Origin of the sequence: Frankia sp. R82 (assembly GCF_023716925.1) — a bacterium.
Lineage (GTDB): Bacteria > Actinomycetota > Actinomycetes > Frankiales > Frankiaceae > Frankia.
Window position 1 is genome coordinate 1 of record NZ_JAMQQG010000012.1, and the last position, 25,534, is coordinate 25,534.

The window sequence follows — 25,534 nt, forward strand, 5'->3', positions numbered from 1 at the left end:
CCCCAGGGCCACGTCGACCCCGCCCAGATGCGCGGTCGCGTGCGGGTCGCCGCCGGCGGCAACCCGCCGGCGCAACGGGTCGGCAACCCCCGTCGCACCGCCGTACCAGCAGGCGGCGACACCGATGCCGCCGACCCAGAACCCGGGCCGGTCCAGGTAGTCGCCCGGCCCACCGATCGGCCGGGCCGCCACCGCGGCGAAACGGACCGCGCGGGTGTCGCTGCCCCACAACCCGGCGCTCGCCCAGTCGAGCGGGCCGGGCCGTATCCCCGGGTCGTCGAGCGCCACGGCGAACAGCCTGCGTTTCGACGCCCGCCCGGCGGCCGCCCCGTCGGTCCCGTCCGGCTCTGGCGTGGCGGTGAGCAGGGCGTGGGTGAGCAGGGTCGCGCCCGAACACCACTGCTTCGTCCCGGCCAGGCGCCATCCGTCAGCGACGTGGCGGGCGGTGACCACATGCCCCGGTGCCTCGGCGGCCCAGACTCCCCAGCGGGTCGCCGGGGGCTGGGCCGGCTCGGTCGGCCCGGCCAGCTCGGCGAGGATGGCCGCCGCGTCGGCATGGGCCTCCACCAGCCGGGCGGTGACAAGGTCGGTGGCGGCCAGGGCGGCCAGGGCCGACCAGCGCTCCCGCGTCCGTCCCGCTGCCGGCAGTGGCCAGTGCGACGCCCGCGCGCACTGGCGGGCCACCTCGCCGCGCGTCGGCAGCCGCGGACCATGGTGGCCCGATCGCACGGGTACCCGGCCGCCGGGGCCGCCATGGCCCTTCGGCGCTGCCTCGCGCACGCTCACGAGCACTCAGATACCCGGTGTCGGTTCTCGAAATCCGGATGGTGGTCCACGTCGGACGTCGAAGACGCGGTCCGGGTCAGGGCCGGCGTTCGTCCCATCGGGGCCGACCGGCCGGATGTCAGCTCCGGCCGTCGAGGCACATCTGTGCGGTGCCCCGATCCGCACCGCTGCGTGCGCGGCTGCCCGGGGGATTCAGGCACCTGCCGGCAGCTCGGCCCGAGAACGGGCAGGGGTTTGGTGAGAGTCGTCTTTTCCTGACCCACGTCGGGGTTCGAGGAACGCGGCGTGCGCCGTGCCGGGTCGGCCCTGTCGTCGGGTGGTGAACCGACGCGACCAGGCCGGACGAAAAGACCGGAAAGGTCACATCGTTTTCACACGTACCGGCTCCTACCATGTGCTCTCGTGACCCACGTGGCGACGTTTCGCCGCATTGTCATCGCCGTGTCGGGCCTGCTCCTCGCGGCTTTGCTGTGCGCTGTTCTGCTCAGGGGCGGCGCCCCGTTCGCGCTGGACACCGCCTGCCATCGATGGGTCCTCGACCATCGCGGTCGTGCGCTGACCGACATCGCCGTGGCGGCGACGCGGAGTGGGGTCGGGATCTGCCCCTACGGTCTGGCCGCGGCCGGCGGCGCCCTGGCACCCCGGCGGCCCTGGCCCTGGCGCTGGTGGCCGGGAGCCCTGATCGGGATGGCGGCGCTGCTGGTGGGGCAAGCGCTCCGGATCGGCCTGGCCGCCCTGGTGGACAGAGCACGCCCCCCGGCCGCCGACTGGATCACTCATCCGTCGGGCCATGCCTTCCCGTCCGGGCACACCACCACCTCGACGCTGGTGGCCATCGGTGTGGCCGTGATCCTCCACCGCCGGGCCGGGCGCCCTGCCACCCGGGTCGCGGCCGTGGTCCTTCCGGGCCTGTGGGCGATCTCGGTGGGTGCCAGCCGGGTCTATCTCGGCGTCCACTGGCCCACGGACGTACTCGCGGGATGGCTGCTTGCCGTCTTCCTGGCCGCCGTCTGCCTACCGCCACTGGCCGCGGTGCTGGATCGGGCCGGATCCGTCTGATCCGCGGCACAGCGACCGAACGACACCCCGACGTGTTTCTTCGCCGCCTGGCCGGTAATGCGACCGTCTCGTTGTACCAATACGGGGCACGGCCGACGTGATCGGCACGGCATCTCGCTCACACCGTGCTCACATCCGAGTGCTCCTACCTTCCGCAATGGATATCTGGGATTCTTGGGATCCGGGTGTGGCGCCAAGGCGCGAGATTTCCCGAGAAGCGCGTGTGTGGGAGGTTCTGTGGCCGGGCTGGAGAACAGGGTTGGAACGGATCGGGCCATGGATGTCCGGTATGCCGTGAAGAAGCTTCCGGAGATCACGTTCGCGTTCTGGGTCATGAAGGTCGCGGCGACGACCCTGGGCGAGACGGCAGGTGACCTGCTCGCCCAGACCCTCGGCCTCGGCTATTTTCTGACCACGGTGGTCCTCGTCCTCGTCTTCGTGGTCACGCTGGCCGTGCAGTTGCGGGCGCGGTCCTACCACCCGTTCTTCTACTGGATGGTCATCCTGTCCACCAGCACCGCGGGCACCACGATCTCCGACTTCATGAACCGCGATGCCAGTGGGAAGTACCTGGCTGCGGGAACCGACTCGCTGGGCTGGGGGCCGCAGGGCCTCGGCCTGGGGTACCCGGTGGGTGCCGCCATCCTGTCCGCGTTGCTGGTCGCCATCTTCGTGGCTTGGCGGCGCAGTGGACTGCCCTTCGCGATCGGCAGGATCGACACGCTACGTGGCGAGACGTACTTCTGGTCGGCGATCCTGGTGTCGAACACACTCGGCACCTCGATGGGTGACTTCCTCGCGGACAGCTCGGGCCTCGGCTACGCGGGAAGTGCGCTGCTGATCGTCGGATTGCTGGCCCTGCTGCTCGCGCTGCGCTACCACCCGGCGGTGTCGAACGTGCTGCTGTTCTGGCTTGCCTTCGTGCTCACCCGTCCCCTCGGCGCGACCGCCGGCGACTTCCTGACCAAGCCGGTCGCCAAGGGTGGGCTTGCCCTGGGCACCCTCGGGTCGTCGACGATCCTGCTGGCGCTGCTGCTCGGCCTGGTCGGCTACGCCCACGCCCGACAGCGACGTCGGACCGGTGCGCCCGGCGCCGTCGAGGTGGACACGGCGTCGATCGGCGTCTCCTGATACACCCGGCCGCTGCATGTGGTCTCCGGGGCCCTGCTCGGTCTCGAGCGGCGGGACGAGGCGGATCTGCGCGCGGACGTCGCCGCGTGGGTAGCCGACGTCGACGATCGGGACATGCCGATCCCGGGCCGTCGGATGATCTCGTGTTGCCGATGGCCCTGATGATCGGGACCGAGTATGAGGACCGCCGCGCCGGTGGGATCGGGTGTGCAGTCCTCCGCGGGTACTTCGCACATTCGATCTTGATCTGATTGTCGATCAATGGCCCGATCTGGGCAGATGCTCCCGCGATAGGACTCGAACCTATAACCTGCCGGTTAACAGCCGGCTGCTCTGCCAATTGAGCTACACGGGATCGGATGCCGTAGCACCTGACGTCCTAAGCCTACCTGAGGTTCGGGCCATCCTGTGTGTGGGGTAGGAATCGATCTGGCGTCCCAACGTCAGCCGTCCAGTGGATCACTGCCGGCACATCCCTCGGTCATCTGGGAGGCACCATGCGGATCAGGCCCGGCGTCGTCGCCGCGCTCGGCGTCGGTTATGTCCTCGGCGCCCGGGCTGGGCGGGAGCACTACGACGCGATCATGCGGCAGGCGCGGGAGATCCGTGAGCGACCGGAGTTCCAGGGGGCCGCCGGGCTGGTCTCCGCACAGGCGGGAGCGGCCTTCCAGCGGGTGCGCGGCCTGCTCGGGGCCGGAACCGAATCGCCCAGGACGCTCCCGTTCCGCCCGCTGGCGGCACATAGCTCCAACGGTGTCAGCTCGGTGAGCGCCCACTGACCGAGTCCGCTGCGAGCCGCGCCACCCGGGCGCATCCATGCCCTTGCGCTCCTGCTGGAGCTCTGCACGCTTCGTGGCCACCGCCATGGACGGCATGGGCGGGGTCCGTCTCGGGGCCGACGGTTCCGCGGAACACCGTGATCGCGGACGTGGGCACGTGGGCACCTGGCGAGGGGTAGGTGGTGGGCGGGGCGGCGGGTGCGGGCGGCGGTGGAACGGGGACGGGGAGTCCGGATGCCGGATTCCTGCCATCCGGGCATTGCTGGGATCGCGATCAGGGGATGGGTATCCGTTGAGTTCAAGTGGGCGAGGCGGTGGGCGGCGCGGGAGTCGGGCCGGGGCGGGGACGCCGGGTGGCGCCGAGGGGGCGGGCGGCGACGGGGCGCCGAACACGGCTGGGGTGCCGGCGGCGCTGGCCGCTCTGGTGGAGTTGCTGGGGCGTCGGTATGCGCTGGGGGTCTACTGGCAGCTGCGGACCGGGACGGAGTCGTTCCGGACGCTTGCCGCCCGACTGGACGCTCCGCAGGCGCAGCTCACTCAGCGGCTGCGGGAACTGCGCGAGGGCGGCATCGTCGAGGTGGACGAGGCCGGCGAGTACCGGCTGACCGCCCACGGTCGGCGCCTGCAGGGGGTCATCGAGCCGCTGGCGGCCTGGGCCGACGAGTGGGGGGCGCTGCGTCCCCGCCAGCGCGTTCCGCGTGGAGCCGCCTCCCGCGGCTACGACGAGCCCTGAGTCGGTGGCGACGTACCGCCCGGTGGGTGGTGCCTGCCAGGGGTGGCGCATGCGGGCGATATGACGGATTGCGTTCGCTTATTTGGCGAACGGTGATGACGGGTTCACAGCTTGTCTTTCGTTGATCTTAAGAATCCTTTAGGTCGCGGGAGATGTGCTGTGTCTGTCGGATTCGACGCGGGAGCGGCACTGGAACTCCCGAGGCCACGGCGCAACGGTGCCGCTCCGCGTCGTTCCGGCCGACCAGCTTCACCCGGCGGAGGTGACCCCGACCTTCGGTGGGTGCGCCCAGCCCGGGTCGCGGCCCGTCCCAGCCGTGACCCGGGCTCAGCTTTTCCCGGATATGTTTCGGCTCCACGACCGTGACGGCCAACTTTTTCCGACCCGGTTCACTCTGCTGCCCGTCGGCTGTTTCCAGCACGTGCCCCGGTAGGTCGGAAACCCGGTAGGTCGGAAAGCAGCGGCCGTGACGCCGGTCAGGCGGTGGCCGCGTCGGCGGCGAGGCGGGCACGGGCGGCGGCGAGGCGGGCGCGGGTGGTGTCGCGGCCGAGGAGCTCAAGGGACTCGAACAGCGGCAGGCCGACGGAACGGCCGGTCACGGCCACCCGGACGGGGGCCTGGGCCTTGGCGAGTTTCAGGCCGTGCCGTTCACCGATCTCGGTCAGCGCCGTCTTCAGGGCATCCGCCGCCCACTCGACCGTGGCGAAGTGCTCGTCGACGTCGGCGAGCAGCGCCGCCGCCGGCCCCTTCATCGCCTTCGCCCAGGCCGCGTCGTCCACCGGCGCGTCCGCCAGAAAGAGGAAGTCGACCATCGGCACGATCTCGGCGAGCACCGACAGGCGGGACTGGGCGAGTTCGGCCACGGCGGCGAAGACCTTCGGATCGAACGCGTCGGACGGCCACGGTGCTGCCGGACCGGTCAGCCACGGCCGCACGGCGATGGTGAACTCGTCCGGCGTGAGGGCCCGGATGTACTCGCCGTTGAACGACCGCAGCTTCTTCTCGTCGAAGAAGGCCGCGGAGGGCTTGACGTCGGCCAGGTCGAAGGTTGTCTCGATCGTCTCCCAGGGAACGATCTCCTCGTCGCCGGGGGGCGCCCAGCCGAGCAGCATCAGGTAGTTCTTCATCGCGGCGGGCAGATAGCCCTCGTCCCGATAGGACTCCAGCGCCACCTTGTCGCGCCGCTTGGACAGCTTCTGCCGTTTCTCGTTGACGATGACGGGAACGTGCGCCCACACCGGCGGCTCCGGCGCGCCGAGCGCCGTCCACAGCAGCTGCTGCTTGGGGGTGTTCGGCAGGTGCTCCTCGCCCCGGATGACATGGGTGATGCCCATCTCCAGGTCATCGACGACGTTGGCGAGCAGGAACACCGCCGAGCCGTCGGCGCGGGCAACGACGAAGTCCTCGAGGGTGTCGTTGGCGAACTGCGGCTCACCGCGGATGAGGTCCCGCACGACCGTCACACCCTCGTCGGGAGTGCGGAAACGCAGCGCCCGGCCGGGGCCGGCCGCCAGGCCGCGGTCGCGACAGTGGCCGTCGTAACCGCGCTGGGGGTTGCCGGTGCGCTCGGCCAGCACCTCGCGGGTGCAGTCGCAGAAGTAGGCCAGGCCGGCCTGCTGCAGCCGGGCGGCGGCGTCCCGGTGGGCCTGTGCCCGGGACGACTGCAGGACCGGGCCCTCGTACCGACCGGGACTGATGCCCAGCCAGTCGAGGGCACTGATGATGCCGTCGGTCCATTCCGGCCGGTTGCGGGAGGCGTCGGTGTCCTCGACACGCAGCACGAAGTCACCGCCGGCGCGCAGTGCCACCAGCCAGTTGAACAGCGCCGACCGCGCTCCACCGACATGGAAGATGCCGGTGGGAGACGGCGCGAACCGGACCCGTACCCGCCCAGAACTCATGCGGGCGAGCGTACAGGGATCTCGAGGCGGCCCACCCGCACCGCGGACGGACGGCCACGCACCCGGCCGCCCGCGCCGACTTCCTCGGCCTGGCCGGTGTTATTCGCCGAGGAGGTCGAGGGGGGTGGTGGGGTGGTGGGGGGTGTGGGGGGTGTGGGTGAGGTGGTGGTGCCAGTGGGTTGCGGCGGTGTCGGGGTCGTGGTTGGTGAGGTGGGTGAGGAGTTGCTGGTGGGTGGTGTGGTGGTGGTGGAGGGTGTCGAGGTCGGGGGTGAGGGTGTCGGGGGTGAGGGTGTCGGGGGTGGTGGCGTCGAGGATGTGGCGGATCATGGTGGTGAGGATGGTGAGGGTGTGGTTGGCGGGGGTGGTGTGGGGGGGTGGGGTGAGGAGGAGGGTGTGGAAGTGCTGGTGGTGGGTGTGGAGGGTGTGGGGGTCGGGGTTGGGGGTGTCGAGGAGGTGGGTGGTGGTGGTGAGGTGGTGGGTGAGGGTGGTGAGGTGGGTGTCGGTGATGGTGGTGGCGAGCAGGCGGATGGTGGTGGTTTCGAGGTGGGTGTGGGCGGTGTGGATGTCGGCGAGGGTGGTGTGTTGGTGTTCGAGGACGAGGGCGGTGTAGCGGGCGGCGACGTCGCCGCCGGGGGTGTGGACGCGGGCGCCGCCGTGGGCGCCGCGGCGGACGCTGATGAGGGCTTCGGATTCCAGGACGCGGAAGGCTTCGCGCAGGGTGGGGCGGGAGACGCCGAACTGTTCCATGAGGACGGCTTCGGGGGGTAGGGCGTCGCCTTCGTGGAGTTCGCCGCGGACGATCTGGCGGCGTAGGTGGGCGGCGACGAGTTCGGCGGTCTTGGGTACCCGCACGTGCTGACCAACCCGGTTCGCCGCCAGCAGCGGGCCCCCCAGCCCGCGGGTGATGGCCCTGGTGGCGGTCCCCTCCGCGGTGGTGCCACGGCTCAGGCGCACCGGATGTGGCGCGACGCGGGACGTCGTGAGATCTGCGGACGGCGTAAGCGTCATACTTTTGTTCCCCCTGGTGACGGCTGCCTGTCCCGGTTCGACGTGGCTGCCTGAGCGTGACCATTGATAGGTGGCCCGTAGCCGCTGCAAACAATTGGCTACCAACCGTGCTTACAAGGTCGCATTGTGGCAGTGCACTGGAGAGGTTGCCCCTGGGGGGCGTGGGAGTACCACGCTGTAATACGCAGATTGTTACGCAGAGTAGATGTAGCGCCCGATGTGTCATCCGGGTACCGAGCTGCTCGCTTTGGCCGCCTCCGCTGGCTGTCCGCTCGGTTTGCCCGGCGGTTAGGTGCAGTCTGACCTGCGCGGACGTTGTCTCTGTCGGGAGGCGTCCGGGGGAGCGATGCGCGGCCTCAGGGTTGCCCGTCCGAGCTGCGATCCGGTCGACCAGTCTGCCCGGTCGCAGCGATGGCTACGCGCTGTCGTCGGCTGGACGGCGGCCGCCCGGATGGTCGACAGACCAGGAAACAAGGCGCCCCGCGGTCGAGAACGAGCGGTGGTCCGGCGCCCACTGCTGGGGCACCGGACCACGGACCGTGACAAGCGGTTCTCGAGCTCGGTCGACGCGTGGGGCTGGCCGGTCGCTGGGCGCGCCGATCCTCGAGTCAGATGGTCGAGGTGATCGCGGCGGAGGTCTCCGCCGCCTCCAGCGTGACCGCGACGGCATGGACGACGGCGGCGACCCGGATCGCCTCCTGGATCATCTCGCGGGCCACCCCCCGCTCGCGCAGCTCGTGCTCGTGCGCGGTCAGGCAGCGTCCACAGCCGTTGACCGCCGAGACGGCCAGCGACCACAGCTCGAAGTCGACCTTGTCCACACCGGGGTTGGCCAGCGCGTTCATCCGCAGACCCGCCCGCAGCCGGGAGTACTCCGGGTCCTCGAGCAGGTGCAGCGTCCGGTAGTAGATGTTGTTCATCGCCATCACCGCGGCGGCGGTGCGGGCCGCGGTGGCCGCGGCCGGGTCGAGGTGCTGCACCGCCTCGGGTTCGAGCTCGGCGAGCGTGGTGCGCCCGCGGCTCGCGATCGCCGCGGCCAGCACCGACCCCCACAGCTGCCGGGGGGACAGCTGCGACTGGCTCGTCACCGAACCCAGGTTCAGCCGCAGGTCACGGGCGTAGTCGGGGAGCAGCTCCCGCAGTCGGGCGACGGACATCAGACACCGACCGGCTGCGGGGCCGGGGCCGCGCTGCCGAGCGTCGCCTCCCCCTTCTGCCAGTTGCAGGGGCACAGCTCGTCGGTCTGCAGGGCGTCGAGCACCCGCAGCACCTCGGCCGGATTCCGTCCGACGCTGCCCGCGGTGACCATGACGAACTGGATGACGTTGTCGGGGTCGACGACGAAGGTCGCCCGCTGCGCCACACCGTCGTCACCGAGCACGCCCGCGCCGGCGGTGAGCTCCTTCTTCAGGTCGGCGAGCAGCGGGAACGGCAGGTTGGTGAGATCGGGGTGGTTCTGCTTCCAGGCCAGGTGGACGTACTCGCTGTCGGTGGAGACGCCGAGGATCTGCGCGTCCCGGTCGGCGAACTCGTCGTTGATGCGGCCGAACGCGGCGATCTCGGTCGGGCAGACGAAGGTGAAGTCTTTCGGGTAGAAGAACACGACGCGCCACTTGCCGGCGCGGCTGGTGGACGACTCCTGGACGAAGGCGGTGTCCGGGTCGCTGCTCACGACGCCGATCAGGTCATAGCTGGGGAAGGTGTCGCCGACGGTCAGCACGTCCGCGTGCTCCTTTCGAGGTGGGGCCTGCCGGGCGCGGGTGGCGCCGGGCGGGGCGCGAGCCGCTGTGGGGCAGGGCCCCGGGGAGAGATCCGGTACGTGGCCCACTCTCGTCAGCAACAACTGAGAAGTAAAATCGAAAAGTTCCGCAGTTTTGATAGCCTCATTCTATGGCTAGCCCGCAGCCCACGGTGACCCAGCTTCGTGCGCTGGTGGCCGTCGCCGACCACCGTCACTTCGGTCGGGCCGCGGCCTCGCTGCACGTGAGCCAGCCCACCCTGTCCAGTGCGGTCGCCGCCCTCGAACGCACCCTCGCGGTGAGCCTGGTCGAACGCACCACGCGCAGCGTGCTGCTCACCGGTGTCGGCGAGGAGATCGTCCGCCGCGCCCGGGTCGTGCTCGGCGCCGTGGACGACCTGACCGAGGTGGCGCTGCGAGCCCGGGAGCCGTTCGCCGGAGATCTGAGCCTGGGCGTCATCCCGACCATCGCCCCCTACCTGCTGCCCCGCCTGCTGCCCGCGCTGCGCGGCGACGGCGGTGCGGATGCTGGTGGCCGGACCCCACCGCTGCGGCTGCGGGAGGCGCAGACCGAGACCCTGCTGGCCGAGCTGCGCGGCGGCGCGCTCGACCTCGCGCTGCTCGCGCTGCCCAACGACGAACCCGGCATCGGCGAGATCCCGCTCTATGACGAGGAGTTCGTCCTGGTCACCGCCGCTGCCCATCCACTGGCCGGGGGAAGTTCGCTGCCGGTCGCGGCGCTCGGCAGCCAGGAGCTGCTCCTGCTCGAGGACGGTCACTGCTTCCGCGCCCAGGCGCTGGATGTCTGCCACGAGGCCGGTGCCCGGGAACGCACGGCGCTGCGTGCGGCGAGCCTGTCCACCATCGTCCAGATGGTCGCGGGTGGCCTCGGCCTCACGTTGCTGCCCGCCGCGGCGGTTCCGGTCGAGGTCGGTGAGGGTCGGGGCCTGGCCGTCGCCACGTTCCGTCGTCCCGCCCCGCACCGCCGGGTCGGTCTCGCCTACCGCACCACCTCGGCCCGTCTGCCCGACTGGGAGCTGCTCGCCGCCCGGATCCGCGCCGCCCTCCCCGCCACCGGACTTGACCTGACCCCGCTCGATGGGGAACGCCTGGCAGAAGTGTGAGCGTCAGCGACCCGCCGCCGATCGACGTCTTCGTTGCTCCGAGACACCCGTCAGGACTTCGGACCCAGGGTGACCGTGATAGTGCCCACCCTGCCCTTGACCTGAACGGTCACCTGGTCGCCAATGCGGTACTGGTGTATTGCCGCAAGCAGAGCCGGCGTGTTGGTGATCGTGTGCCCTTCGATCGCAGTGATGACGTCACCAACCTTCAGCCCCGCCTTCTCCGCGCCGCCACCGCTGGCGACCGTTACAATCTCTGCTCCATTTTCCCGTGTGGTGGCACTGGAGTCAGTCGCAGTTTTTGCGCCCAGGCCGAGATAGCCGTGTGGGACCGAGCCATGTTCAATCAGATCCTCGGCGACCGAGCGCGCCTGCACCGCGGGGATCGCGAATCCAGATGGCCCGACGGAGTTGGCGGGCGGGCCAGTCGTCGATGTGTTGGCGTCGGCGCCGTTGGCGGGGCTGACATATGTGTTGATCCCGATGACCTGGCCGGCATGGTTGACCAGCGGGCCGCCGGAATCCCCCGCAGCGGTCACCACGTCCGACGCGATGGCGTCCAGAACGGGAAGCTCGCCGCCTGGCAGTTGATCGAGGGAGACGGGATGGCGAACCTGGGTCACCTGACCGGAGGCGAGGGTGCCTGCCAGTCCGAGTGGGCTGGCGACGGCGGCTACCTCGTCCCCACCATTCCACCAGCAGGTCACGATCACCTGGTGTGCCCGGGACGTCAGCCTCCGCCACTCGTTCGGCATCAGCCCCGGCTGACCGGACTGTCACAAATGCTTTCAGCATTTCCCCCGCGTGCGCGTTCAACGTGTCTGCGTCAGCGCAGGAGCAGCCTATGGCCATCACGGCATCGCGGTCTGTTGTACGGGATGTTGACGAGCGCTGCGGCGGGTGGTGGTGCCTGGCAGCGGACCGAGGTATCCGATCTCTGGGCTGGGGAGAGGGGGCCGCGTGGCAAGTCCAGGGCGCCCGGCCTGCGGAGGGGACGAGCCTCCGGGACATCTGCTGAGATTCGAGCGTAAGCCTTACGTGGTCAGGGCACCGAAGACATCGGGGACGTTGTCGTCCAGGACGAGGAGGGTGGCGATGCGGGTCAGGTGGTCGCGGTCCCTGGCGGGGATGTGGGTGGCCAGGTCGGTCAGGCGTTCGCTGACCTCGTCGTAGAAGGCGTCGGTGCGTTCCTTGCCGGTGGGGGTGAGGCTGACGGTGATGGCGCGGCGGTCGGTCGCCGACATCGCGCGGGTCAGGTAGCCGCGGCGTTCGACCCGTTGGGCCAGGCCGGTGACGCTGGACTTGTCCAGGCGCAGCATCGCGCTGATCTCGCCCATGCCGCGCGGCTGGTCCTTGAGCACGCACATCAGCTGCGCCTGCGCCACCGACAGGCCGTGGTGCGCGCAGACGTCGGCGTAGAGCGAGTTGACCAGGTAGGACAGGCGGACCAGGGCCACCGGTGTCGTGAACATCGTGCCCACCCGGGATCTCCGCCTCTCCGCCTCTCCGTTCGCTGACGACTCAGGCTACCGATCGAACACGCGCACAGCGCGGCACAGTCCGATGTGGACGCCCGGGAGCCCAACGGCCGGCAGCCCGAACCCGGATGGACGCGCCGGCAGCCGGTGCGCGGTTCAGACGAGGCCGGTCACGATCGTGACGGTGCCGACGGTCAAAGCAGGTATGGGTTCGGGCCAGCGGGCGGACAGCAGCAGCCGCTGCAACTGGTACTGGATGATGCCGGCGGCCAGTCGTGCGTCGTCCAGGAACTCGGCGAGGTTACTGACATGTGCGAAGACCTGCCCGGTGGGCGACCATCGAAAGGTGATGACCAGAAGGTCTCCCGTGGCGCCGACATCGAGGAGGGCGACGCTGCCCCAAGGGCCCGCGGGAGGAGATGGCGGGGTGCTTCCGTCCATCGGCGCGTAAGCCCGCCGCCGGGTTACCTGATCAGAATCCGACGGACCTTCAGCGATCGGCTCCCGGCCCTGCACCTGATCTCCGTCAGCCGCGATCAAAGCCCGCAGATCGCGGGTGATCTCCGCCGCGACCTCCGCCATCAACGCTGCCTTCATCATCGGCCCTTCGTGTTTCGCGGCTACCGTCACAACGTATCGTTGACCCAGTCAGGGCATCGGTTCTCCGTAACGTAGGAGGAGTTCCGACAGTACGCGGTCACGACGCCCATCTCGTTCCTGTCCGGCGAGCCGGAGCCCGGGCCCCGTTCCTCGTAGACCTCGACGTACTCGACCGGCCTTCCCCGCGCCCGAAACTGCTCGCCGTACAGGTAGCGGCCGTTCGGCTGTCGTATTCCGTGACTGCTGTTGAGAACGGTTGCCTCGATGGCGCCAAGATCGAGATTGTGATCCACATAGGCATGCAGATATCCGAAGCCGCTCGATCCGGCCCGCCCCTGGCGAACCCAGACACTGTGGCCCCTGCCGCCGTTGTCCTTCTGTATCGTCATGCAGGACCAGGGACTCTGAGCCCCTCGGTAGTAGGTGTTGAATGGGCAGCTGACGTTGCTGGCCGACGCAAGGGCGACCGGTGCGACCCCGAGCGCAGGAAGCGACGACGCAGTGGCACCGGAATACGGCACCCACAGTCCCACCGGCCCGGCGGACGCCGCTGCGCTCCCTCCGCTCCCGGTCACGCTCGAGCAACCGGCCATCACCAATAATGCCAGCGATGCTACCAGCAGGGCGCGGATCCGTCGTGCTCGTCCCTGCGTGGAGAGGATGACCTGGTCCACGCGATCGCTCCTTTGTCGGGCACCATAGGGCCGCCCCATGGCCAGAATGTGGTGTCACCGTATTGGCCCATAGATGTCCGGTGCACCACCTTTTCCGGCGGTGGATCGCCGCCAAGCCCCCCGAAAATCCCAGGAGCTGGTCCTGGTTAGCTCACTGTTCATCTGCGTGACAGTTGTCGTGCTTCCGACAGGTCCGCATTCGAGGGTGCGTGGGCCTGTGCCGCGTCACAGCCGTCTGGAAGCGCGCCACCGCCCGCACCCGGCGCGGCAAAGATCGCACAGGCCCGCTCGACACCCGGTGGTGGGTCCTCACCACAGCGCCCTGATCTGGGGAGAGACCGCTCGAGAACTCTCCGAGTGCCGCGGGGGCAACAATCTCATCGCACGCCTGGAAGGGACGCGAAGGACCCTCTCGCCCCCGTGACCCGCCGGGTCATTTGTTCCACGCGGCCGAGAACGTCGGTCGACGTGCCCGCGGACCTGGAAGGTCAGTGGGGATCGCGGCTGGCGACGCTCGGCGCGTCACCGGGGTCGGCCGGTGGAGTGGGGCCGAGCCGGTCCGCGGCGGCGCTCACGACCGCCGGGTTCTCGCAGACGAACACGGCCGCGCCAGCCAGCGCGGTCAGGGTCGGTGGGTCGTCCACCAGTTGGCGCAGTGACAGGTGCCCGGGCTCACCCGCCCCCCGCCACAGGTCCAGGACGCGGCCGGTCACGCTGTGCCGGTCGCCGGGCAGTCCGAGTGTCAGCACGGGCAGCGCCAGCTCGCTGACGAGGACGCCGACCGCGGCCCATGCCTCGCGCCGCCACTCGGCGGACCGCGCGGTCCGTCCCACCAGCTCGTCCGGACCAGCGTCGCCATCGGCGCTGATCGACCGGCCTGGCAGTGTCACGTCGTCGAGGTCGGTCAGGCGGAGCTGTTCGGTGCCGACGGCGCGCCGCGTCGACGAACGCGACCGAGGCGGCCTGTCGGGTCGCCTCGGCGCCGGCTACGGCCTCGGCCGCCCCATCGAGGACCGACCGGGCCTCGTCGGGCTCCCGCCGTCGGTCGGCCGACCGTTCCTGGGCTTGACGGTCGGCCGCGATCAGTCCGGCGACCAGCTTGACCGCGTCCTCGCGGCGTCGGGTGACGTCCTCGGCCGCGCGCCGGGCGGCCAAGGTCAGTGGTCGACGTGTGTCGGCCAGTATCCTGGCGTGCTGGTCGACCGGCGACCCCTCGACCGTCTCGATCGGGGATCCCGCCGGTCACGCACCGCCGTCGAGGCCGTCGGGCCTGTTCAAAGATCGGTTCTTCCGGCCCGACAGGCCGAGCCTGGCTGCAGCAGGAAGGGCACCTGATCTCGGCGCAAGCCGTGGGCGCCAACCAGCTGGGGGGGCGAATCCTGTTCGGCACGGCTCACCCGTGCGCCAGTGTGGCAGCGCCGTGCCATGCAACCTGCGCAGTGGCGCCCTGCTACCAGTCGGCGCCAAGAGCATCGCCGCCGTCGCTTGACGATCCATGGAGATTTTCGTATTAGTGCCCGGACCGGACACCCGCAGGAAACCGCGACACGGGTACCCGCCGGGTCACTCCGGCACCTCTCCGCTTGAACAAGTCTCGGCCACGACGCGAGAGTGAAATCTGCTGGCGTGGTTTGCGAGTTAGAGTATCCGGACATGACTGAGAACCGACGTATCGCCGCGCTTGGCAGCTCATTCGCGGCAGGTCCAGGCATCGAGCCGGTCGACGACCCGGTGGCGATGCGCTCGGCGCGGAACTACCCACATCTATTCGCGCAGGCGCTCGGCGCCGACCTGGTTGACCTCACGGTGTCCGGAGCGTCCACCGCAACAATCCTCGACACCCCGCAGCTCATGATGAACGGAACCCAGTATCCGCCCCAGATCGAGGGGCTGCCCGCGGACGCTGACACCGTCACTGTCACCGCGGGAGGGAACGATCTGCACCTCGCGGTTTCCATGCTTTACGCGGCATGGGCCCGGCACGACCCGGCGGGGGTAGTCACCCAGATGCTCAAGCCGAACTTCACCAAAGGCATCCCGGAGCCGACCGCGAGCGACGTCGACGTCGTCGCCGCCGGACTCGCTCGCATCGTAGCGGAGACACGAACCCGCGCGACCGGCGCCCGCATCATTCTGGTCGACTATCTGACCATGGTGACGGAAGACACCACGCCGGGCGATGGGATACCGTTCTCGTCGGAGGAAATCTCCGCATTTCTGGAGATCCAGTCGGCCCTGGCGCGCGCCTACCAGATCGCCGCGGAACGTTCGGGAGCCGAGCTGCTGGCGATGTCCGCGGTGAGCAGGCGCCACGGACTGGGCTCAGCCGACCCCTGGGTCTTCGACTTCCAGCCGACCATCGAAAAGACGGCCTGCTCCTTCCACCCGAACGAAACGGGTATGTACGCCGTCGCCGGCCAGTTGCTGCAAATCCTGCACGAACCGGCTGACGCCGTCGACCCGTGCGGGAAAATCGGGAATTGACCCCGGCGAGCACCCCCGCACCGGGGGTGTGGCCGTGTTCGCCGGCTCGGCACCCACTGGCCGCCCGCCAGCCCTAAACGGGTAAGACCACTAAAGTGCCGGGCCGCACAGCCGGACCGCCTGGCAGCCGAAGGGAGTGTGCGGTGCGCTGCGGCTCCACAGTCACGAACCCCGTTTCCGGGATTCCGATGGTTGTCCCCGTCGGCCGCCATCACACAAGGACGTCCTGACCTGGCATTTCAGTGGATCAGACGGTGGGGGACCTGGATTGTCCGCCTGGTGAAGCCATGTGTCTCCTCCCTGCCCGCCGGCCGCCACGCCATGAGCTAGATCACCAATAGAAGTCGATTCATCAACATGTGTCGGCAAGTATGCGGAGGGGATGCCCGCTACGCAACTCGTTGGTGGCCTCGCCCGCGGTACGCCTCTTTTCGGGCCGCCTGACCGCCGGCTTGGGTTGACAGGGTGGCCGAACTGGTGCAAAACTCCCAAACCATTCCCGGGTGAGCCACTGACCGCATCCTCAGGCTGTTCTCCGCCACCAGCCTCGGCGCGTCCGAAGCGGCCACCCTCCCTGTGCGCCGTCCGCTCGCAGCGATCAGCCACCCGAGTGGGTGCCTTTTCGCGCGGTACCAGGCGGCGAGAACCCATTGTCGGTTTTCACGCGCCCAGAAATTTCCGGGTGGCGGAGCGCCGACGGCCAGGAGGACTGTGTCCATGCGAGTTCCGTTCCAGTTATTGGCCCGATCGCCCCGGAAGAAATACTTGGTTCGCGGGCTGGTGGTGCCGAGCGCTGTGGTCGCCGGCGCGCTGTTTGTCGCGGGCTGCCTCCCGGTGGGTGGTCCGACCGGCGGCGGTCCCGGGGGTGGTCCGACCGGCGGCCCCGTGGCCGCGCCGCTCCAGGTGACCACCGACCATGGCGATGTCCGCGGCGCCGCCGTGCAGGCCCACCGCGTTTTTGACGGCATCCCCTACGCCGCGCCGCCGGTCGGCGACCTGCGCTGGAAGCCGCCGGCCCCGGCCCAGGCCTGGACCGGGACGCGCGATGCGACGAAGCCCGCGGCCTCCTGCCCGCAGCCCGCCGGTCTCGGTAGCACCGGCACCACCAGCGAGGACTGCCTGTTCCTCAACGTCACAACCCCCGCCGCGATCAGCACCAAACTGCCGGTCATGGTGTTCCTCCACGGCGGCGGCTTCACCAGCGGCTCCGGCGCGTCGTATGACCCGACGCCCCTGGTCGAGAAGGGCCAGACCGTCGTCGTCACGCCGAACTACCGGCTGGGCGCGCTCGGTTTCCTCGCGACCCCGGCCCTCATCGCTCAGGGTGGCGACGCCGGCATGTACGGCATCGAGGACCAGCAGGCGGCGTTGCGCTGGGTGCGCGCGAACATCACCGCGTTCGGCGGTGACCCGCAGAACGTGACGGTCTTCGGCGAGTCCGCGGGCGCGGTCAGCTCCTGTGTCCAGCTCGTCTCGCCCAGCTCGGTCGGCCTGTTCGACAGGGTGGCGTCCCAGAGCGGCTGCGCCCTCGGCGGCGTGGACCTCCAGACGGCCTCGAGCCGGGGCAGCGCGATCGAGACCGCGGCCGGCTGCACCGGAGCCGAGGCGCTGGCCTGCATGCGCGGCAAGACACCGCAGGATCTCCTGAAGGCGATCCCGTCCGGCGCGCTCGCCACGTTCGACGCCGTCTACGGCGGCAGCGTGCTCCCCGCATCCGTCCCCACGCTGCTCGCGCAGGGCAAGGGCAGCAAGACGCCACTGCTCGTCGGCACCAACCACGACGAGGGCCGGCTGCTGGCCCTCGTGGCCGGGGGATCAGTCGACGCGACCACCTATCCCAAGACCATCCAGACGAGCTTCGGGGCGGACGCGGGCGCCGTCCTCGCCGAGTACCCGGCCTCGGCCTACTCCAGCCCGGCGCTTGCCTACGCCACCCTGATCGGCGACTCCCAGTTCTCCTGCCGGACCCTGCGGCAGGCCACCTCCGCGGCGACGCAACGACCGGTGTACCAGTATGAGTTCGACGACACGAACGTGCCGAGCCTGATCCCCGACTTTCTGGCCCCGTACCCGCTGGGCGTGACGCATGGCGCCGAGCTCCCCTACCTGTTCAAGCAGAAGACCCTGAACGCCGCCCAGCAGGCCTCGAGTGACCGCATGATCGGCTACTGGACCCGTTTCGCCGCGACCGGGGACCCGAACGGCGCCGGCGCGAGCACCTGGCCCGCCGTCACCGCCACCGACAGCCACGTGCTGTCCCTGCGGTCGGCCGCGGCCCAGGCCATTCCCACCGCCGACTTCAGCACCGACCACCACTGCGACTTCTGGCAGATCCACGACACCGTCTGACCTGACCCCGGACCGCACGACCGGTCCCGCAAAGCTGACGCCGCTGTCACGCCGCCCCTGCGCCGTGACAGCGGCGTCAGCGTCATGTCCGCCGCCTCGACGCCGTCGAGCACCGGCATGCGCACATCCAGCAGAACCAGGTCCGGCCAACGATGATCGCCGGAGCCGGGATGAGCCTGGTCGTCCGGCCCGTCACGGTGATCGACATCAGCGGTGTCGCGCCCAGCGATGCGGGTCTGGCCTGGGGGCCGCTCACTCACGACACTCCTGGCGTTGCGGCTGCTCACGCGACAGCCCGGAAACGCGTCGTCACACTCGGCTTCGCCTGCGTAGGTGGCATTGACGATGGTGGGTCGGGCCCACTAGTTTGCTTTGTGATCCAAAAAGTTTGTAATACTAACTAGCTGACCGCCTGGGCCTCGTGACCCGGACGGGGCTCGTGGCGATGGCCGGATCCCATGGGTTGCAGGCATTTCTTCGTTCGCCCGGTCGAAAAGGAGGGGTTGCATGTCCGCGCGCCTTCGCCGTGCCCGACGGACGGTCAGGGCCTGGCCGATGCTCCGAGCCGCGGCCGCCGTCGCCGCGACCACGGCCCTGAGGTTGGCGGTGACATCCTGCGGCAGCCCGCGCGCCGGCGGAACGCTGCGGATCGCGGCTGACACCGACCCGGGCTGTCTGGATCCACAGCGGACCGGTCAGCTCCAGACCCTGGACATCCCCCGCAGCCTGGTGGACTCGCTGACCGATCAGGACCCGAAGACGGGCACGATCGTGCCGTGGTTCGCCCGGTCCTGGACCATCAGCCCGGACGCGAAGCAGTTCACCTTCGTCCGGCGCACCGGCTACACCTGGGCGTCCTCACCTGGCGCCACCGGGGAGGTGGCGCGATGAGCGCGCTGTCCGGGGCACGGCTGGCGTTCGGCGCCGGTGGCGCGGTCAGCGGGCTGTCGGCGACGCAGACCCTCGATCTCGCCCAGGGCGCCGACGAGCTTGGTTACGACCTGTTCAGCCTCAGCGACCATCTGCACAGCGACAGTCCCACCGATGACCCGTTCACCACCCTGAGCTGGCTTTCGGGCCAGACCCGCCGCATCGAACTGGCCACGAACGTCCTGGCCCTGCCCTACCGGCCACCGCCCGTGGTCGCGAAGATCGCCGAAACCCTCGACCGGCTCTCGGGCGGACGGTTCGTCCTCGGCCTGGGTGGTGGCGGGTACGACGCGGAGTTCCACGCCTTCGGCCTCACCGAACGCACCGGTGGGCAGAAGATCGTCGGGCAGCGGGAGGCCATCGCGATCCTGCGGGGTCTGTGGTCGGGGAAGCCGACCACCCTGACCGGCCAGGAGTTCTCCGTGCACGGCGCCCGTATCACCCCGCCGCCGGCCCAGCCGATCCCGATCTGGCTCGGGTCGTACGGGCCGCGCGCACTGGCACTCACCGGCGAGCTCGCCGACGGCTGGCTTCCCTCCATCGGACGGGTCGGCCTCGACGGCGCCCGCCGGATGCGCGAGGTCGTCCTGGCCGCCGCCACCCGGGCCGGCCGTGACCCCGCGTCGATTGTCTGTGCGACAAATGTGATCGTGCGGCTCGGGCAGCAGGCGTCGCCGGGGTCGGGGGTGGTCAGCGGAACCGTCGCCGAGGTGATCGACCAGCTCGTGGACATCGTGGCCGTCGGGTTCACCGCTCTGCTGCTCGCCGTGCCCACCGTCGCCGAGCTCGAGACCCTGGCCCGGGATGTCCTGCCCGCCGTCCGCGCCCAGGCCGCCACCCGCTCCCCATCGTCGTAGCCGGTCCTGATGCTGGTGGCGGTGCCGGTGGCGGTGGCGGTGCTGATGCTGGTGGCGGTGGCGGTGGCGTCGCATAACGGCGAGGCAGCTGGCTCGGCAGGCTCATGTGGAGCGTTGTTCGGGATTTCCGGCCGATTTTCCCGAACAACCCTCCACATCGTCCCGGACCGCCCTCGACAGATCGGAATCGGTCTTCGGCATGTCGGTATCGATCCCCGGTGTGCCGGGTTGGCCTCGGGCGGCGTCGCCGATCTGTCGCTGCATGCGCCCGGCCGGTGATCTGTCGTGACGTTCTCCGGTCGAGGACGTCACGTGAGCGTGGCAGCGACTGATGTCGGAGGGCAGGGTGAAGTTCCTGGGGGTTTGTGCCGTGGACTGAAGTCCAGGTCGGGTTCGGGTGCCGGGCGTGGGCGTCCGGGGGCCATGCCGGCGCTTCCGGTGGACCGTGGGGAAGGGCTTGATCGCATCTTGCCGAGGCCTGGTGAGGGCACGGAGCCCTGAATCCTTCACTAAGCCTCGGCAGGATCGGCAACGGCGCGAGGATCCTCGGCGTTGTGCTCGTCCACGTAGGTTTTTGTGCTATTTGGAAAGTAAGTCCTTTTTGGTGCGGCGCGGCGAGGTGGTACGGGGTGGAGCGGGGTGGTTGCCTTGTGTTCGGATGAAGGTGCGCATCGTCGTCCTGCCGGAAATGGGCGGCTGACCCGAGGCAGGTGAAGCCGGGGTCGGCGGCGGGACGGAAACGTGACGGCTGCCCGAAACCGCTGGTCCGATGCCCGGTTGACGCACCGCGGCACGTCATGCTGCGGGCTTCGTCACGTTTTAGTGGCGAGGTCGGTGGGAGAGGAATCCGGAGAGACCGCGACCGCCTGATCGCGGCGGGCCGGCCGACGGACCGGGCTGCCACGATTGTCCTGCAGGGCGCTGCGGGCACCGCGTCGGAGCAGGTCGGGACGCCGGCCCACAGCCAGAGCGGGTGGCGTATGCCGGTATCACAGCGTGTGGGTCGTGGTGGTGTGCGTAACGGTGACGGACGCTGCGGTGGTGAACGAACCAGCGCCGGTCGCAGCACTGACGACCGCAGCACTGACGACCGCAGCGGTGGCGAGCGTGGCGACGATCAACACGGTCACGATCAACATGGCCACGATCAACTCGGCTACGGCGGACATAACGGCAGATTCGGACCCGGAGATACCTGGCCGTCATGCATGTGTAACCGGCTGGTCGTAGCGTAGCCGGCCATGAGCGACGCGCGAATGGTTTCCGTCGGCGTCGAGGAGGAGTTTCACATCCTCGATCTCAACACCCGTCAGCTTGTGCCTCGGGCGGAGGAAATACTCGCCCGCCTCGATGGAGACTCCTTCTCCCCGGAACTGCTCAAATCTGTCGTCGAGACGAACAGCCGGCCGACGCTGGATCTGCTGGCGTTGCGGACGAACCTGCTCGATCTGCGCCGCCGTCTGGCCGAGGCGGCCGGGGAGCTGGGGCTCGGGCCGGCGGCATCGGGCACTGTGCCGATTCTCGACATGGACGCGCTCGACGTCTCCCGCGACGACCGCTACGAGCAGATGACCGAGGACTACCAGATCGTCGCCCGCGAGCAGCTGATCTGTGGCGCCCAGGTGCACGTCGACGTCGCCGACCGTGATCTGGCGATGGCCGTGGTGGCCTGGACCGCGCCGTGGCTGCCGATGCTGCTGGCGCTGTCGGCCAGTTCGCCGTACTGGCTCGGCGCCGACAGCGGGTACGCGAGCATGCGCACGCTGGTCTGGCAGCGCTGGCCGACCGCGGGGGTGGCCGGGTCGTTTCGCACCGCCGCCGAGTACGACCAGCTCATCGCCGACCTGATCAAGTCCGGGGTGATCAGCGACCCGGGCATGGTCTACTTCGACGTCCGCCCGTCGGCCCACCTGCCGACCGTGGAGCTGCGGATCTGCGACGCCTGCCCGGACGTCGACAACGTCATCCTCATCGCCGGCCTGTTCCGTGCGCTGGTCTGCCGGGCGGTGGAGGAGATCGCGGCGGGCGGCCAGGCACCGCCGCCGCGCGCCGAGTTGCTGCGCGCCGCGACCTGGCGGGCGGCCCGGTCGGGGCTGGAGGGCGACCTCGTCGACATTCTCGGCGCGGGGCCGGGGCCGGTACCAGCACGGGCGATGCTGCGCCGGCTGCTGGAGGAGGTTCGTCCGCAGCTGGAGCAGTACGACGACTGGGAGCTCATCGACAACCTCGCCGAGCAGGCCGCCGGGCGCGGCAGCTCCGCGCAGCGCCAGCGCCGTGCGTTCGCCCGCCGTGGGCTGCTCACCGACGTCGCCGACCTGATCCTGGCCGAGACCCGGGATGTGCCGCCGGCCGGCGCCGTGATCGGCGTGGCTCCGGCGGTGTCGGCCCCCGACCAGATCGCGCCGACGCTGCTCGAGCGCTACCAGCCCACCGGCTATGACGAGGTCGTCGACGACCACGGTGCGGTGCGACCCCAGTACCGCGCGGTGATGCGCACCCTGGAACGGCTCGGTCCGGACGTCCTCGACGAACGGGTCGGCACCCGCGAGGCCGAGCAGCACGACCGCGGCATCGTCTTCAAGGTCGCCGGGGACGAGCGCAGCCGGCCGTTCCCGTTCGACATCGTGCCGCGGATCATCGCCGCGCAGGACTGGGCGGTGCTGCGGTCGGGCCTGACCCAGCGGGTCCGGGCGTTGGAGGCGTTCCTGCGTGACGTCTACGGTGAGCGGGCGGCCGTCGCCGACGGTGTGGTGCCACCCTGGGTTGTCAACGACGCACCCGGGCTGCGCCACGGCGGACGGGCGGTGGCCGACGAGGCGATCCGCGTGACCACCGCCGGGATCGACCTGGTCCGCGGCGCGGACGGCGGCTGGCTGGTGCTCGAGGACAACCTGCGGGTGCCCTCCGGGATCGCCTACGCCCTGGAGGGACGTCGGCTCGCCGAGTCGGTGCTGCCCGAACTCGGGCCGCCCAGCGGCATCCTGCGCCTGGACGGCATCCCGGCGCTGTTGCACGAGGCGCTGCTGGCCGCCGCCCCGGCCCGTCCCGGCGGCGGGAGCAGCACCGGTGGCAGCCGGGCCAGCGGCGGCGGTGAGCCGGTGGTGGCGGTGCTCTCCGGCGGGCCGGCTGACTCGGCCTACTTCGAGCACACCATGCTCGCCGAGCAGATGGGGGTGGCGCTGGTCGAACCGGGCGAGCTGCTCGTCGACGACGACGGCGCGCACCGCGTCGACGGCGCCACCCGGCACCGCGTGGACGTGCTCTACCGGCGCATCGACGAGGACGAACTGTTCAACGCGGTCGGCGCGGACGGCGCGCCGCTGGGCCCGGCGTTGCTGCGGGCGATGCGGGCCGGGCTGGTCAGTGTCGCCAACGCGCCCGGCAACGGGGTCGGCGACGACAAGGTCACCTACGCCTATGTGCCGCGGATGGTCACCTACTACCTGGGTGAGCAGCCGGTACTCGACGATGTGCCCACCTACGTCTGCGGCGACCCGGAGCAGTGCGAACACGTGCTGGCCAACCTCGACCAGCTGGTCGTCAAGCCGGTGGACGGTTTCGGCGGCGCGGGTGTGCTGATCGGCCCGCACGCCGAGCCGTACCAGCTCACCGAGGCGCGCGAACAGATCCTGGCCGACCCGCGACGCTGGATCGGTCAGGAGGTGGTGGCCCTGTCCACCCATCCCACCTGGCATGACAGCCAGCTCCAGCCCTGTGCGGTGGATCTGCGGGCGTTCGTCTACGTCGGGGCCGAACCGGTGGTGGTTCCCGCGGCGCTGTCCCGGGTCGCCCCGCCCGGCAGCCTCATCGTCAACTCCTCGCGCGGCGGCGGCTCGAAGGACACCTGGATCCCTCGCCGCTGACGGAGCCGCGGTCGAAGCCGTGTTTCCGAACTGTCGGTGACCGGCTCGGCCGCGCTGGCCCGGTGGTGCCGACGGTGCGCCGCCGGGCCGCTACGGCCTGCGCGGACGTGGACCGTGCGTGACCGCAACCGGGCCGACACGACTGTGAAACGTCCGGCATCGATCGTGTGGAGACGACGAAGTCTCTCGACGCCGGGCAGGTACGTCCGGAGAAGGGATCATGCCTGATCCCAGTAACCCGACGGGAGCGCTATGTGTGGGCTTAGTGGCGAGCTGAGGTTCGACGGCCGGGCAGCCGACGTCGACGCCGTGGTTCGGATGACGGCGACGATGGTGGCGCGCGGTCCGGACGGCGTCGGGATCTGGGCGTCCGGGCCGGTGGCGTTCGGCCACCGCCGGCTGAGGATCATCGATCTGTCGGAGCGGGGCGCACAGCCCATGGTCGACAGCGAACTGGGCCTCACGACCGCGTTCAACGGGTGCATCTACAACTACCAGCAGCTGCGCGACGAACTGACCGCCGCCGGCTACCGGTTCTTCTCCACCTCCGACACCGAGGTGATCGGCAAGGCCTACCACCGGTGGGGCATCCACTGCGTCGATCACTTCGCCGGCATGTTCGCCTTCGCCGTCGCCGAACGGGACACCGGCCGGCTCGTGCTCGCCCGCGACCGGCTCGGCATCAAGCCGCTCTACTACGCCGCGGACGCCGAGCGGCTGCGGTTCGCGTCGACGCTGCCGGCGCTGTTGGCCGGCGGCGGGATCAGCTCCGACCTGGACCTCGTGGCCCTGCACCACTACTTCTCGTTCCACTCGGTGGTGCCGGCGCCGCACACCATCCTCGCCGGGGTGCGCAAGCTGCCCGCAGCGACCGTGCGGGTCGTCGAACCGGACGGTCAGTACACCGACGAGCTGTACTGGAGCCCGTCGTTCACCCGCGACGACGCCCACGCCGGCTGGGATGCCGGTGACTGGCAGGACGCGATCGCCGCCCGGCTGCGCACCGCCGTACGCCGGCGGATGGTCGCCGACGTGCCGGTGGGTGTGCTGCTGTCCGGTGGCCTGGACTCGAGCCTGATCGTCGCGCTGCTCGCCGAGGCCGGGCAGACGGGCCTGTCCACCTTCAGCGTCGGGTTCGAGGCGGCCGGCGGCGAGTCCGGCGACGAGTTCGCCTACTCGGACATCATCGCCGACCATTTCGGCACCGATCACCATCAGATCCGGGTGCCCGGCAATCGGCTGCTGCCCGCCGTCGACGCCGCCATCGCCGCGATGAGCGAGCCGATGGTCAGCCACGACTGCGTGGCGTTCTACCTGCTCTCGCAGGAGGTGTCCCGCCACGTCAAGGTGGTGCAGTCCGGACAGGGCGCCGACGAGGTGTTCGCCGGCTACTCCTGGTACCCGCCGCTGGCCGACGTCCCTCGTGACCAGGCCGTCGATGCCTACCTGTCGGTGTTCGCCGACCGGCCGCACCGGGACCTTCCGGGCATGGTGGAGTCGTCCTACCTGCTGGAGCGGGACGCCAGCCGTGACTTCGTCGCCGCCCACTTCGCCCATCCCGGGGCGGCGACGTCCGTGGACGCGGCGCTGCGCATCGACTCGGCCGTGATGCTCATCGACGACCCGGTGAAGCGGGTCGACAACATGACGATGGCCGCCGGGCTCGAGGCCCGCACCCCGTTCCTCGACCACGAGCTCGTCGAGCTCGCCGCCGCCTGCCCGCCCGAGCTCAAACTCGCCTCCGGCGGCAAGGGCGTGCTCAAGGACATCGGCCGCCCGCTGATGCCGGTGGACGTCATCGACCGACCCAAGGGCTACTTCCCGGTACCGGCGATCCGCCATCTGCACGGCCCGTTCCTCGACCGGGTCCGCGAGGCCCTGTTCGATCCGGCGGCCAAGGCCCGCGGCCTGTACCGGCCGTCCTGGGTGCAGTCGATGCTCGCCGCACCCAACGACAACCGCACCACCCTCGGGGCAAACGCCCTCTGGCAGGCTGCGCTGCTCGAGATGTGGCTGCAGACTCATGGCCTGACCTGACCG

23 protein-coding genes and 1 tRNA gene are annotated in these 25,534 nt (G+C 70.1%); 12 read left to right on the forward strand and 12 right to left on the reverse strand.

The features are described 5' to 3' along the window. A partial coding sequence (locus tag ND747_RS04015; protein ID WP_251731896.1) for an acyl-CoA dehydrogenase family protein occupies positions 1-786 on the reverse strand: 786 nt, incomplete at its 3' end. Positions 787-1,188: 402 nt separating this feature from the next. On the opposite strand from ND747_RS04015, the gene ND747_RS04020 reads away from it, so the two are divergent. After that, positions 1,189-1,845 (forward strand): phosphatase PAP2 family protein, encoded by a 657-nt coding sequence (locus ND747_RS04020; protein ID WP_251731897.1) that lies wholly within the window; start codon positions 1,189-1,191, stop codon positions 1,843-1,845. A 276-nt stretch (positions 1,846-2,121) separates the two neighbouring features. Further along, positions 2,122-2,976, forward strand: coding sequence for a hypothetical protein (locus ND747_RS04025; protein ID WP_251731898.1), 855 nt, complete (start codon positions 2,122-2,124; stop codon positions 2,974-2,976). A 282-nt stretch (positions 2,977-3,258) separates the two neighbouring features. Here ND747_RS04025 and ND747_RS04030 read toward each other — a convergent pair. Next, positions 3,259-3,331, reverse strand: a tRNA-Asn gene (locus ND747_RS04030). Between the two features lie 142 nt (positions 3,332-3,473). Between ND747_RS04030 and ND747_RS04035 the strand changes: the two genes are divergently transcribed. Together ND747_RS04035 and ND747_RS04040 are read left to right on the forward strand one after the other, a co-directional pair. Beyond that, positions 3,474-3,755, forward strand: coding sequence for a hypothetical protein (locus ND747_RS04035; protein WP_251731900.1), 282 nt, complete (start codon positions 3,474-3,476; stop codon positions 3,753-3,755). A gap of 292 nt (positions 3,756-4,047) precedes the next feature. Then, positions 4,048-4,488: a helix-turn-helix domain-containing protein gene (locus ND747_RS04040; RefSeq protein ID WP_251731901.1), complete on the forward strand. Its 441-nt coding sequence runs from the start codon at positions 4,048-4,050 to the stop codon at positions 4,486-4,488. 476 nt (positions 4,489-4,964) lie between these two features. On the opposite strand, the gene gltX is transcribed toward ND747_RS04040, so the two are convergent. The 4 genes from gltX to ND747_RS04060 form a co-directional block, all read right to left on the reverse strand. Continuing rightward, the gene (gene gltX / locus ND747_RS04045; RefSeq protein WP_251731903.1) at positions 4,965-6,389 is read right to left on the reverse strand and encodes a glutamate--tRNA ligase; all 1,425 of its coding nucleotides are present in this window, start codon (positions 6,387-6,389) and stop codon (positions 4,965-4,967) included. A gap of 99 nt (positions 6,390-6,488) precedes the next feature. Beyond that, entirely contained in the window at positions 6,489-7,397 is a 909-nt protein-coding gene (locus tag ND747_RS04050) for a FadR/GntR family transcriptional regulator (RefSeq protein WP_251731904.1), read from the reverse strand. Positions 7,398-8,005: 608 nt separating this feature from the next. Continuing rightward, positions 8,006-8,554 (reverse strand): carboxymuconolactone decarboxylase family protein, encoded by a 549-nt coding sequence (locus ND747_RS04055; protein ID WP_251731905.1) that lies wholly within the window; start codon positions 8,552-8,554, stop codon positions 8,006-8,008. After that, positions 8,554-9,117, reverse strand: coding sequence for a peroxiredoxin (locus ND747_RS04060; protein ID WP_251731906.1), 564 nt, complete (start codon positions 9,115-9,117; stop codon positions 8,554-8,556). Before ND747_RS04060 ends, ND747_RS04055 begins: the two co-directional genes overlap by 1 nt. Before the next feature lie 170 nt (positions 9,118-9,287). On the opposite strand from ND747_RS04060, the gene ND747_RS04065 reads away from it, so the two are divergent. Beyond that, positions 9,288-10,259: a LysR substrate-binding domain-containing protein gene (locus tag ND747_RS04065; RefSeq protein WP_251731907.1), complete on the forward strand. Its 972-nt coding sequence runs from the start codon at positions 9,288-9,290 to the stop codon at positions 10,257-10,259. A gap of 50 nt (positions 10,260-10,309) precedes the next feature. On the opposite strand, the gene ND747_RS04070 is transcribed toward ND747_RS04065, so the two are convergent. From ND747_RS04070 to ND747_RS04090, 5 genes are all read right to left on the reverse strand, one after another. Further along, positions 10,310-10,972, reverse strand: a complete 663-nt coding sequence (locus tag ND747_RS04070; protein ID WP_251731908.1) for a S1C family serine protease — start codon at positions 10,970-10,972, stop codon at positions 10,310-10,312. A 321-nt stretch (positions 10,973-11,293) separates the two neighbouring features. Beyond that, entirely contained in the window at positions 11,294-11,731 is a 438-nt protein-coding gene (locus tag ND747_RS04075; RefSeq protein ID WP_251731909.1) for a MarR family winged helix-turn-helix transcriptional regulator, read from the reverse strand. Positions 11,732-11,893: 162 nt separating this feature from the next. Next, positions 11,894-12,319, reverse strand: coding sequence for a hypothetical protein (locus tag ND747_RS04080; RefSeq protein WP_251731911.1), 426 nt, complete (start codon positions 12,317-12,319; stop codon positions 11,894-11,896). A 44-nt stretch (positions 12,320-12,363) separates the two neighbouring features. Next, positions 12,364-13,011 carry a hypothetical protein gene (locus tag ND747_RS04085; protein ID WP_251731912.1) on the reverse strand — a complete coding sequence of 216 codons (648 nt, stop codon included), beginning with the start codon at positions 13,009-13,011 and terminating at the stop codon, positions 12,364-12,366. Between the two features lie 488 nt (positions 13,012-13,499). Further along, entirely contained in the window at positions 13,500-13,901 is a 402-nt protein-coding gene (locus tag ND747_RS04090) for a DUF2399 domain-containing protein (RefSeq protein WP_251731913.1), read from the reverse strand. Positions 13,902-14,622: 721 nt separating this feature from the next. On the opposite strand from ND747_RS04090, the gene ND747_RS04095 reads away from it, so the two are divergent. The 5 genes from ND747_RS04095 to ND747_RS04115 all read left to right on the forward strand — a co-directional run bounded on the left by ND747_RS04095 (position 14,623) and on the right by ND747_RS04115 (position 19,910). Next, positions 14,623-15,495: an SGNH/GDSL hydrolase family protein gene (locus tag ND747_RS04095; RefSeq protein WP_251731914.1), complete on the forward strand. Its 873-nt coding sequence runs from the start codon at positions 14,623-14,625 to the stop codon at positions 15,493-15,495. Positions 15,496-16,275: 780 nt separating this feature from the next. After that, positions 16,276-17,844: a carboxylesterase/lipase family protein gene (locus ND747_RS04100; RefSeq protein WP_251731916.1), complete on the forward strand. Its 1,569-nt coding sequence runs from the start codon at positions 16,276-16,278 to the stop codon at positions 17,842-17,844. A 507-nt stretch (positions 17,845-18,351) separates the two neighbouring features. Beyond that, positions 18,352-18,735, forward strand: a complete 384-nt coding sequence (locus ND747_RS04105; protein WP_251731917.1) for a hypothetical protein — start codon at positions 18,352-18,354, stop codon at positions 18,733-18,735. Beyond that, positions 18,732-19,631 (forward strand): LLM class flavin-dependent oxidoreductase, encoded by a 900-nt coding sequence (locus tag ND747_RS04110; protein ID WP_251731918.1) that lies wholly within the window; start codon positions 18,732-18,734, stop codon positions 19,629-19,631. Before ND747_RS04105 ends, ND747_RS04110 begins: the two co-directional genes overlap by 4 nt. A gap of 9 nt (positions 19,632-19,640) precedes the next feature. Then, complete coding sequence (locus ND747_RS04115) at positions 19,641-19,910, forward strand: hypothetical protein (protein WP_251731919.1); 270 nt, start codon at positions 19,641-19,643, stop codon at positions 19,908-19,910. A gap of 710 nt (positions 19,911-20,620) precedes the next feature. On the opposite strand, the gene ND747_RS04120 is transcribed toward ND747_RS04115, so the two are convergent. Further along, positions 20,621-20,800 (reverse strand): hypothetical protein, encoded by a 180-nt coding sequence (locus ND747_RS04120; RefSeq protein WP_251731920.1) that lies wholly within the window; start codon positions 20,798-20,800, stop codon positions 20,621-20,623. 72 nt (positions 20,801-20,872) lie between these two features. On the opposite strand from ND747_RS04120, the gene ND747_RS04125 reads away from it, so the two are divergent. Beyond that, entirely contained in the window at positions 20,873-23,494 is a 2,622-nt protein-coding gene (locus ND747_RS04125) for a carboxylate--amine ligase/circularly permuted type 2 ATP-grasp protein (protein WP_251731921.1), read from the forward strand. 252 nt (positions 23,495-23,746) lie between these two features. Beyond that, complete coding sequence (locus ND747_RS04130) at positions 23,747-25,531, forward strand: N-acetylglutaminylglutamine amidotransferase (RefSeq protein WP_251731922.1); 1,785 nt, start codon at positions 23,747-23,749, stop codon at positions 25,529-25,531. Positions 25,532-25,534: the final 3 nt, after the last annotated feature.